Here is a 10,218-nt window from a genome sequence, read left to right on the forward strand (position 1 = left end):
GGTTTGTCGCAAGCTGGACCGCCCTCATCCGTCAGCGCTTCGCGCTGCCACCTTCTCCCCCGAGGGGAGAAGGGAAGCGCGCCTCGCCGCGCCGACTTGCCTATATCGGCGCAGGCGCATTCACGTTGGTCGCGGCAACCGCCGCCTCCCTCTTCTGGTACGCCTCGACCCTTCCCCCGCTGGGCCTCGCCGCCGCTCGCGACCGCTCGACCGTGGTGCTCGACCGCGAGGGCAAGCTGCTGCGCCCCTTCGTCACCGCCGACGGACGCTGGAAGCTTCCGGTCGGCGCCAACGACGTCGATCCGCGCTACCTTTCCATGCTCAAGGCGTTCGAGGACAAGCGCTTCGACGACCATGCCGGCATCGACCCGCTCGGGGCCTTGCGGGCAGCGGGGCAGATGCTGGGCAATGGCCGCATCGTCTCGGGTGGCTCGACCCTGACCATGCAGGTCGCCCGCCTGCTCGAGCCACGCCAGGAACGCTCGCTCGCGGCCAAGCTGAGACAGGCGGTCCGCGCGGTCGAACTCGAACGGCGCTTCGGCAAGACTGAGATACTCGACCTCTACCTCACCCTCGCTCCCTTCGGCGGCAATCTCGAGGGGTTACGCGCCGCGAGCTTCGCCTATTTCGGCAAGGAGCCGAAGCGGCTCTCGACCGCCGAGGCGGCGCTGCTGGTCGCCCTGCCGCAATCGCCCGAGACGCGCCGGCCCGATCGTTTCCCGGAAGCGGCGCGCCAGGCCCGCGAGCGTGTGCTCGCCCGGGTCGAGGCCGCCGGGCTCGCAACGCCCGACGAGGTCGCCGCAGCGCGCGAGGAGCCGATCCCGACCGCACGCAAGCCCTTCCCGAATCTTGCCCCGCACACCGCCGAGCAGGTCGTCGCCGAGGCGCCGGCGCAGCGCAGCCAGCGTCTCACCATCGACGCCCGCTGGCAAGCGAGCCTGGAGCAGCTCGCCCGCGAGCGCGCCACGGCCTTAGGTCCCCAGCTCTCGATCGCCATCCTCGTCGCCGACAACGAGACCGGCGAGATCCGCGCCTCGATCGGCGGCGTCGACTATTTCGACGCCGGGCGCGCCGGCTCGCTCGACCTGACGCAGGCGCTGCGCTCGCCAGGCTCGGCGCTGAAGCCCTTCATCTACGCGCTCGCCTTCGACAACGGCATCGCCCACCCCGAGACCATGCTGGAGGACCGGCCGACCCGTTACGGCCTCTACGTCCCCGAGAATTTCGACCTCGGCTTCCAGGGCATGGTCAGCGCCCGCAAGGCACTGCAGCTCTCGCTCAACCTGCCGGCGGTCGAGCTGCTCTCGGCCCTCGGCCCGCAGCGCTTCCTGTCGCGACTGAAGGATTCCGGCGCCACGATCGCCATGCCGAGGGAGGGCAGCGCGCCCGGCCTCGCCATCGGCCTCGGCGGTCTCGGCATCACGCTCTCCGACCTGACCCGGCTCTATGTCGGCCTCGCCCGTGGCGGCGAGGTCGTACCGCTGCACGTGAAGCCGGCGAGCGGCGTCGCCGAGCCGCCGCTGCGCCTCGTCGAGCCGGTCGCCGCCTGGTATGTCGCCGACATCCTGCTCGGCGCGCCGCCGCCTCTCAACGCTCCGCCGGGCCGGATCGCCTACAAGACCGGCACGTCTTACGGCTATCGCGACGCCTGGGCCGTCGGTTTCGACCGCAAGCACACCATCGGCGTCTGGGTCGGCCGTGCCGACAATGGCGCGGTGCCGGGGCTGGTCGGGCGCGTCGTCGCAGCGCCGATCCTGTTCGACGCCTTCGCCCGCATCGGCCTCGACCCGCGCCCCTTCGTGCAGCCGCCGGGGACGATCGCAGCGACGAGTGCCGCGCTGCCGCCGCCGCTCCGGCATCTGCGCCAGGACGTGCCGAAGACGGTCGCCGCGCTGGCGACGCCGGGCCTGAAGCTAGCCTTCCCACCCGAGGGCGCAAAAATCGATCTCGCTGCCTCCGCGGTCGAGGGTGCGCCTCAGCTCAACCTCAAGGTGGCGGGCGGCGTCGCGCCCTTCACCTGGCTGGTCGACGGCGCCCCGGTGATCGCAGCGGTGAAGCGCCGCGAGGCCTCCTGGCAGCCGCCCGGCAAGGGCTTCGTGCGGATTTCGGTGATCGACGCCGCCGGCGCCAGCGAGAGCGTCTCGGTCAGGCTGCAGTAGCCGGCAAGATCACTCGATCTTGACGCCGCTCGCCTTGATGATCGGTGCCCAGCGCTCGATCTCGGCCCCCACGAAAGCGCGCAAACCGGCCGGCTCCTGCAGCTCGGCCGAGGGGATCTCGGCCCCGAGCTCGTTGAGCTTGGCCTTCACCGTCGCGTCGGCGAGCGCGGCTTTCAGCGCTTGGTTCAGCCTGGCGACGACCGGGGCTGGCGTGTCCTTGGGCGCGAACATCGCGTTCCAGACCTCGACCTTGAAGCCGGGCACGCCACCCTCGCTGCTGGTCGGCACATCCGGCAGCGCCGTCGCCCGGGCGGTCGAGGCGACGGCGAGCGTCTTGATCGTGCCGGCGCGGTGCTGCGGCGCGACGTTCACCGCCTGGTCGCAGAGATAATCGACCTGGCCGGCGACGAGGTCGTTCATCGCCGGGCCGGTGCCGCGATAGGGCACGCCGTTCGGCTTGACCCCGACGACGGTGTTGAACAGCAGGCAGGTGGTGTGGCTGACCGAGCCGACGCCGGCATGAGCGTTGTTCGCCGCCTTCTCGTTCGCCTTCACCCAAGCGACGAACTCCGCCAGCGTGCCGCTCGGATGCGTCTTGCGCACGGTCAGGAAGATCGGGTTGGTATTGACCAGCCCGACCGGTGCAAAGTCCTCGACCGGCCGGTATTTCAGGTTCGGATTGAGCGAGACGGCCGCGGCATGCGTGCCGGTATGGCCGATCAGGATGACATGGCCGTCGGGGGCCGAGGTCATCAGCCGCTGCCCGGCGAGCGTGCCGGCTGCGCCGACCGCATTCTCTATGATGACGGGTTGGCCGAGCGTGCGGCCCATGTGCTCGCCGACGAGACGCCCGACCACGTCGGTTGGCCCGCCGGCCGCGAACGGGATCAGCATGGTGACCGGCTTGCTCGGGAAATTCTGCGCCTGCGCGATCGCAGCCGCGCTCGCCATGCCAGCGGCAATCGCCGCCCTCAGCCAGAATCTGGTGCCAATCCTCATGCCGTTCCTCCCGTTCATGTCACGGGCGGCAGCCTGAGTTCTTGCTCTTTGGCGCCGCCGTCCGGACGGTTAGCCTCGGCTGGCGGCGAAAGCGAATAGAGGTTTCCGCTAAAGGCTATCCGGATATCCTCTACCCGGACGGCCGCTCATTCCGCCGGCTGCGGATGCGCCTCGACCGGCGCATGGCGCGAGCCGTGCTTGCTCCGGGCAAGGTAGCTATAGGCGACCGGCACGACATAGAGTGTGAGCAGCGTGCCGAAGGTCATGCCGCCGACGATGACCCAGCCGATCTGCGAACGGCTCTCGGCACCGGCGCCTTCCGCCAGCGCCAACGGCACGGCACCGAGCACCATCGCGCCCGTGGTCATCAGGATCGGCCGCAGGCGCAGTTCGGCTGCTTCGACCAGGGCGTCGATCATCTCCTTGCCCTCCTCGCGCAGCTGGTTGGTGAATTCGAGGATCAGGATGCCGTGCTTGGTGATCAGGCCGACCAGCGTGATCAGGCCGATCTGGCTGTAGACATTGAGTGTGCCGCCGGAGAAATAGAGCGCGGCCAGCGCGCCGGTGAGCGAGAGCGGCACCGAGACCATGATCACCACGGGATCGACGAAGCTCTCGAACTGCGCCGCCAGCACCAGATAGATGAAGCCGAGCGCCAGCAGGAAGACGAGCAGGATCGAGGAGCCCGACTGCTTGAACTCGCGGCTCTGGCCGGAATAGTCGGTCTGAAATGAGGCCGGCAGCACTTTGGCCGCACCCTGCTCGAGCACGGTCAGCGCGTCGCCGAGCGAATAGCCCGCTCCGGGCACGGCCGTGATCGTCGCCGACCGCAGCTGGTTGAAGCGGATCAGCTCCTTGGGCGCGACGTTCTCCTCGATCTGGACGAGGCTGGACAACTGCACCGCCTGGCCGCCCCGGCCCATCAGGTAGATCGACTGCAGCGCCTGCGGCGTGCTGCGCTCGGCGCCGGCGACCTGCAGCATGACGTCGTATTGCTCGCCGTTCATGTTGAAGCGCGTGACCTGGCGACCGCCTAGCAGCGTCTCCATCGTGCGCCCGATCACGTCGACGCCGACGCCGAGGTCGGCGGCGCGCTGCCGGTCGATCGAGACCTTGATCTGCGGCTTGTCGAGGATGAGGTTGGTCTCGATATTGGTCAGCGCCGGATTGCCCTGCACCTCGGCGATCAGCCTGTCGACGTTTTCCTTGATAGTGACGTAAGGGTCCGACGAGCGCAGCACGAACTCGACCGGCTTGCTGTTGGCGCCGCCCTGGCCGAGTGAGGGCGGATTGGTCGCGAACAGGCGGATGCCGGGAATCTGCGACAGGCCCTTGTTGATCTCGGCGACGAGGTCCTGCTGCTTGCGGTGGCGCTCTTCCCAGGGCTTCAGGCGCGCAAAGGCGATCGCCCGTGTCACGTCCGGGAAGCCGACAATGACGAGATAGGTCTCGACCTCCTGGATCTTGCTGAAATAGTCCTCAACCCGCCGCGCATAATCGGCGGTGAAGGCCATGGTCGCGCCTTCCGGCGCCACGCCGATCGCGGTGATCGTGCCGCGGTCCTCGACCGGGGCAAGCTCCGAGCGCAGATTGGTGAAGAAGAAATAGCTGCCGCCGGCGACGAGCAGCGCCAGAAGGACCACCAGCGGCCTGGCCGACAGCGCAAAGCGCAGCGAGCGGCGATAGCCGCTGGCGAGCCCCTCGAAGAAGCGCTCCAGGATATTGTAGAGCCAGTTGTGCTTGTCGTGGTGCTTCAGCAGCTTGGCGCACATCATCGGCGTCAGCGTCAGGGCGACGAAGCCCGAGACCAGCACCGCGCCGGCAAGAGTCAGCGCGAACTCGACGAAGAGCTTGCCGGTGCGCCCGGTCGAGAACGCCATCGGCGCGTAGACGGCGACCAGCGTCAGTGTCATCGCGACCACCGCGAAGGCGATCTCGTTGATGCCCTTGATCGCCGCCTTGGTCGGCTCGACCCCGTCCTCGATATGGCGGTGGACGTTCTCGAGCACGACGATGGCGTCGTCGACGACGAGGCCGATCGCGAGCACCATCGAGAGCAGCGTCAGCGTGTTCACCGTGAAGCCGAGCGCATACATCAGCGCGAAGGCGCCGATCAGCGAGACCGGGATGGTGACGAGCGGAATCAGCGTCGCGCGCAGCGAGCGCAGGAACAGGAAGATGATCAGGACGACGAGGACGACCGCCTCGCCGATCGTGGTGTAGACCGCCTTGATCGAACGATCGATGAAGATCGAGGTGTCGTAGGAGGTCGCGATCGACATGCCGTCGGGCAGGTCCTCGCGAATGCTCGGCAGCGCCGCGACGACGCCCGAGGAGACGTCGAGCGGGTTGGCCGTGGCCTGCTTGACGATGCCGATCGTGACGGAAGGATTGCCCCGGAACCAGGCGGCGTTGCGCTCCTCGCGGGCACCGAGCTCGACCTTGGCGATGTCACGCAGCTTGACCGGGAAGCCGTTGGCGTCCTTGACCGTGATCTCACGGAACTGCTCGGGCGTGTTCAGGCTGGTCTGCGAGAGCACCGTGAATTCGCGGCTGTCGCTCTCGATCCGGCCGGAGGGAATCTCGACGTTCTGCGCCCGCAGCGCCGCCTCGATCTCCTGGACGGTGATGTTGTAGGCGGCGAGCCGGGCGCGATCGAGCCAGATGCGCATGGCGTATTGGCGCTGGCCGAGGATGCGGACCTCGGCGACGCCGGTGATGTTCTGGACGCGGTCGGCGATGAAACGGTCGGCGAAGTCGGTCAGCTCCAGCGGCGAATGCCGCGAGCTGGTCAGCGACAAGTACATCACCGGCTGGGCGTCGGCCTCGACCTTGGCGATGATCGGCTCGTCGATCTCGTCGGGCATGCGGCCGCGCACGCGGCTGACGCGGTCGCGCACGTCGGAGGCTGCGACATCGGGGTCGACATCTGGCCGGAAGCGCACCGAGATCTGGCTGCGCTCCTGCCGGCTGGTCGAGTTGATGATCTCGATGCCTTCGATGCCGGCGATCGAGTTCTCCAGGATCTGCGTGACCTGCGTCTCGATGATCTCGGCGCTGGCGCCGCGATAGACCGTCTGCACCGAGACGATCGGCTCGTCGATGTTCGGATATTCACGCACCGTCAGACGCGTATAGGAGACGAAGCCGATCAGGATGACGAGCATGCTCAGGACGGTCGAGAGGACCGGCCGGCGGACGAAGAGCTCGAACAGGCTCATTGCCGCACGGCGCCCGGCAGCGAGCTGGTCTGGACCGCGGCTTTCTCCTTGATCAGGACGGTCGCGCCCTCGCGCAGGCGCATCTGCCCGGCGGTGACGATCTGCATTCCGGGCTTGAGGCCCTTGACCACCTCGACCTTGCCGGTCAGGCGCTTGCCGAGTTCGACCGGCACGCGCTTGGCCTTGCCGTTCTCGACGATGAAGACCGTCTTGCCAAGCCCGTCCGGCACCACCGCCGTCTCCGGCACGACCAGCGCGTTCTCGCGCTTGTCGACCATGATCGTCACGCGGGCGAAGAGACCGGGCTTCAGGACGAGATCGGCATTGGGGACGAGGGCGCGCAGCTTGACCGCCCGGCCATTGACATCGACGACCGGGTCGATCGCGAAGATCTTGCCGGCGAAGGGCCGGTCGGGCACCGCATCGACCTTGAGCTGGATCGGCTGGTCGACCTTGAGCTGGGTCAGGTAAATCTCCGGCACGCGGAAATCGACCTTGATCGGGTCGATACTGGTCAGCGTGATCAGCTGCTTGCCGATCGAGACATAGTCGCCGACGCCGACGGCGCGCAGGCCGACCACGCCGTTGAACGGCGCCTTGATCGTCGCCAGCGCGAGCTTGGCCTGGGCGAGCTGCAGGCGCGCCTCCTGTGAGGCGAGCTGCGCCGTCGCCTGCTCGAGCGCGACCTGGGTGCCGGCGCCGCGCTGCACCAGCGAGCGGTTGCGGTCATAGGTGTCGCGCGCCAGGCTGATATCGGCTTGCGCCTGCTTCAGTTCGGCGTCGAGGATCGCCGTATCGAGCATGACCAGCGGCTGGTCCTTGTTGACCCGCTCGCCCTCCTTGAAGCCGAGCGCGACGACGCGGCCGGCGATCTCGGGAGCGATCACCACGGATTCTTCGGCCGCGAGTGTCCCGAGCGCCTCGACCTCTTCGGCGACCGTAGCGAGCTCGATCGTCCCGACCTCGACCGGAATCGCGGGGTTCTGCGCGCTGGCGACGCCTCGCGCCTGCGCCTGCTGATTGGTCGGCTTATAGTGGTAGCGGTAGCCATAGTACCCACCGCCCGCCAGCCCGGCGACAAGGATAAGGAGGAGAAAACGCTTCATCAGGCTGGACGCTCCGGTACCGCGGACATATTCTAGACTGGACGGTCTAGTTTGATAAGCACCCTTTAAGGGCGGAAGCGTGACGGAATGATCAATGCACGGACGCACTAGCGCCCCCGCTGCAGAAGCAAAAGCGATGCCGGCCGAAAAATCGCGGCCCGATAAACATGACGCGATCACAAGGGCCGCTTCGGAGACGTTCCTGGCCGAGGGCTTCGACCGCGCCAGCCTCGACCAGATCGCCCAGCGCGCCGGCGTCTCCAAGCAGACCATCTATAGCCACTTCGTCGACAAGCAGGCGCTGTTCCTCGCAATCTGCACCGAACTCACTGAAAAGCTGACGATTCCGTTGCGTCGTCCGCGCAGCGAGACCGGCGATCTGCGGGCCATCCTGCTGCGTCTCGGCGAGGACGCTCTGGCGATGATGCTGCACCCGGCCTCGCTCGATCTGCATCGCCTGATCGTCGGGGCGGCCGCGCGTTTTCCCGAACTCGGACAGGCCGCCTACGATACCGGAGCGGGGCGCATGATCGCGGAACTCTCTGCCTTGTTGGAGCAGCGGTCACGATCCGGTGATGGGTTGTCGCGCGAGCTCACAGTCAGTGAGGCTGCGACGCTGGCCGAACAGTTCATCGGCATGCTGCGCGGCTTCCACCAAGTGCGCGGCCTGCTCGGCATCGCACCGGCTCCCCCGTCCGAGCGCAGGACCTACGTCGCCGCCTGCGTCGACCTGCTGTTGCGAGCGGCCTGACGCCACGCCGCTCCAGCGGCTCGCGACGATATGGTTGACGGCCGATGACCGTCTGCCCCTTGGGCGCCTCGAAACACCCCTCCTGTCACGGCGGTGTCATCTGTCGCCGATACCGCATCATCCCGCAATCGCGGGAGAGTTGTTGATGCTGCGTGTCGAGGGTCTGACCAAGCGTTTCGGTGGCAAGGCCGCCGTCGACAACGTCAACCTATCGATTCCGCGTGGCGAGATGGTCGGCATCATCGGCCGCTCGGGTGCCGGCAAGTCGACGCTGCTGCGCATGCTGAACCGCCTCGCCGATGCCAGCGATGGCCGCATCCTCAGCGAGGAGCGCGACGTCACCGCCCTGCGCGGCGCCGCGCTCAGAGGCTGGCGGCGCGACACTGCGATGATCTTCCAGCAGTTCAACCTGGTCGGCCGGCTCGATGTGCTGACCAACGTGCTGCTCGGCCGCCTGAACCATCGCTCCGCCGCGCTGACGCTGGTCAAGAGCTTCTCGCAGGACGACAAGGTTCGTGCCATCGCGGCACTCGAGCGACTCGATATGGGCCACCTGTTGGCGCAGCGCGCCGAGACCCTCTCCGGCGGTCAGCAGCAGCGCGTCGCCATCGCCCGTGCCTTGGTGCAGGAGCCGAAGATCATCCTCGCCGACGAGCCGATCGCCTCGCTCGACCCACGCAATACGCAAGTCGTCATGGACGCGCTGTTCCGCATCAATCGCGAGGACGGCATCACCGTGATCTGCAACCTCCACCACCTCGACATCGCCGCGAAGTATTGCGACCGGCTGATCGGCATGGCCGCCGGCAAGGTCGTGTTCGACGGTCCCCCGCATGCGCTGACCAGCGAGCTCGCGGCAGAGCTCTACGGCATCGAGGCCAAGGATGCCGGAGCCGAAGCGCTCGACCAACTCGACGCCATCGCCACCGAGGAAGCCCAGCGCGCCAAGCAGACCGCCGCCTGAAGCAGCCGGCGGCGCATCCACGCCTGCACCCTACGCCTGACCCTTCATCGCCGACCTTTTCAAAGGAGCACTCTCATGCTGACCCGTCGTCATACGCTCACGCTTGCCGCAGCCGGCCTCGCAGCAACGCTCGCCGCTCCGGCTTTCGCCCAGGATTGGAAGGCGAAGTATCCCGAGCTCATCTTCGCCATCATCCCGTCCGAGAACGCCTCTGGCGTCGTCGAGCGCTATACCCCCTTCGTCAACTATCTCGCCAAGGAACTCGGCACCAAGGTGACCCTGCGCATCGCCAACGACTACGCCGCGATCATCGAGGGCCAGCGCGCCGGCAACATCCATATCGGCATGTACGGCCCGGCCTCCTTCGCTCGCGCGCTGATGACCGGCGCCAAGATCGACGCCTTCGCGATCGAGACCAATATCGACGGCACCAAGGGCTACTACTCGGTCTTCTACGTGAAGAAGGATTCGCCCTATCAGAAGGTCGAGGACCTCAAGGGCAAGAATCTCGGCCTGGTCGACCCGAACTCGACCTCGGGCAACAACGTGCCGCGCTTCGCGCTCGACGGCATGAAGATCGAGCCCGAGACCTTCTTCGGCAAGGTCGTCTACACCGGCAGCCACGAGAACGCCGTGATCGCGCTCGGCCAGGGCACCGTCGACGTCGCCGCCAACTGGTGGAACGACGAGCAGGAATCGAACCTGCTGCGCATGGACCGCAAGAAGATGGTCAAGGCCGACGATTTCCGCATCATCTACAAGTCGCAGCAGATCGTGAACTCGCCGATGGCCTATCTCACCGAGCTGCCGGAAGAGCTGAAGACCAAGATCCGCGACTCGGTGCTGAACCTCGCCACCAAGGACAAGGCCGCCTTCGACAAGATCTATGAAGGCAAGCAGGGCCCGCTCGTCGCTGTCGACAACAAGGCCTACGACCCGATCATCGAGCTGAACAAGTTCGTCGACGCGCTTCGCAAGAAGAAGTCGTCGTAAGGCTTGGCTCCCTCCCCTCTCCCGG

At 67.0% G+C, this 10,218-nt stretch carries 7 protein-coding genes; 4 read left to right on the top strand and 3 right to left on the bottom strand.

The annotated features are described in order from the left end of the window. Positions 1–104 precede the first annotated feature (104 nt). Positions 105–2,159, top strand: coding sequence for a penicillin-binding protein 1C (gene pbpC, locus ACSQ24_RS28660; protein WP_436098198.1), 2,055 nt, complete (start codon positions 105–107; stop codon positions 2,157–2,159). A 9-nt stretch (positions 2,160–2,168) separates the two neighbouring features. Here the strand turns inward: pbpC and ACSQ24_RS28665 are convergent, their stop codons facing one another. The 3 genes from ACSQ24_RS28665 to ACSQ24_RS28675 form a co-directional block, all read right to left on the bottom strand. Next, the gene (locus tag ACSQ24_RS28665) at positions 2,169–3,158 is read right to left on the bottom strand and encodes a tripartite tricarboxylate transporter substrate-binding protein (RefSeq protein ID WP_436098180.1); all 990 of its coding nucleotides are present in this window, start codon (positions 3,156–3,158) and stop codon (positions 2,169–2,171) included. A gap of 146 nt (positions 3,159–3,304) precedes the next feature. Further along, entirely contained in the window at positions 3,305–6,379 is a 3,075-nt protein-coding gene (locus tag ACSQ24_RS28670; RefSeq protein ID WP_436098181.1) for an efflux RND transporter permease subunit, read from the bottom strand. Further along, positions 6,376–7,485, bottom strand: a complete 1,110-nt coding sequence (locus ACSQ24_RS28675) for an efflux RND transporter periplasmic adaptor subunit (RefSeq protein WP_436098182.1) — start codon at positions 7,483–7,485, stop codon at positions 6,376–6,378. Before ACSQ24_RS28675 ends, ACSQ24_RS28670 begins: the two co-directional genes overlap by 4 nt. A gap of 136 nt (positions 7,486–7,621) precedes the next feature. Between ACSQ24_RS28675 and ACSQ24_RS28680 the strand changes: the two genes are divergently transcribed. The 3 genes from ACSQ24_RS28680 to phnD all read left to right on the top strand — a co-directional run bounded on the left by ACSQ24_RS28680 (position 7,622) and on the right by phnD (position 10,193). Further along, the gene (locus tag ACSQ24_RS28680) at positions 7,622–8,236 is read left to right on the top strand and encodes a TetR/AcrR family transcriptional regulator (RefSeq protein WP_436098183.1); all 615 of its coding nucleotides are present in this window, start codon (positions 7,622–7,624) and stop codon (positions 8,234–8,236) included. A gap of 145 nt (positions 8,237–8,381) precedes the next feature. Beyond that, positions 8,382–9,200 (top strand): phosphonate ABC transporter ATP-binding protein, encoded by an 819-nt coding sequence (gene phnC, locus ACSQ24_RS28685; protein ID WP_436098184.1) that lies wholly within the window; start codon positions 8,382–8,384, stop codon positions 9,198–9,200. Positions 9,201–9,275: 75 nt separating this feature from the next. Then, positions 9,276–10,193: a phosphonate ABC transporter substrate-binding protein gene (gene phnD / locus ACSQ24_RS28690; protein WP_436098185.1), complete on the top strand. Its 918-nt coding sequence runs from the start codon at positions 9,276–9,278 to the stop codon at positions 10,191–10,193. Positions 10,194–10,218 lie beyond the last annotated feature (25 nt).

Origin of the sequence: Allobosea sp. LjRoot237 (genome assembly GCF_964253285.1) — a bacterium.
Classification (GTDB): domain Bacteria; phylum Pseudomonadota; class Alphaproteobacteria; order Rhizobiales; family Beijerinckiaceae; genus Allobosea.

Coding starts and splice junctions, on each gene's coding strand:
- ACSQ24_RS28670 (WP_436098181.1), bottom strand. CDS start 6,379: ATGAGCCTGTTCGAGCTCTTCGTCCGCCGGCCGGTCCTCTCGACCGTC.
- ACSQ24_RS28680 (WP_436098183.1), top strand. CDS start 7,622: ATGCCGGCCGAAAAATCGCGGCCCGATAAACATGACGCGATCACAAGG.
- phnC (WP_436098184.1), top strand. CDS start 8,382: ATGCTGCGTGTCGAGGGTCTGACCAAGCGTTTCGGTGGCAAGGCCGCC.
- phnD (WP_436098185.1), top strand. CDS start 9,276: ATGCTGACCCGTCGTCATACGCTCACGCTTGCCGCAGCCGGCCTCGCA.
- ACSQ24_RS28675 (WP_436098182.1), bottom strand. CDS start 7,485: ATGAAGCGTTTTCTCCTCCTTATCCTTGTCGCCGGGCTGGCGGGCGGT.
- ACSQ24_RS28665 (WP_436098180.1), bottom strand. CDS start 3,158: ATGAGGATTGGCACCAGATTCTGGCTGAGGGCGGCGATTGCCGCTGGC.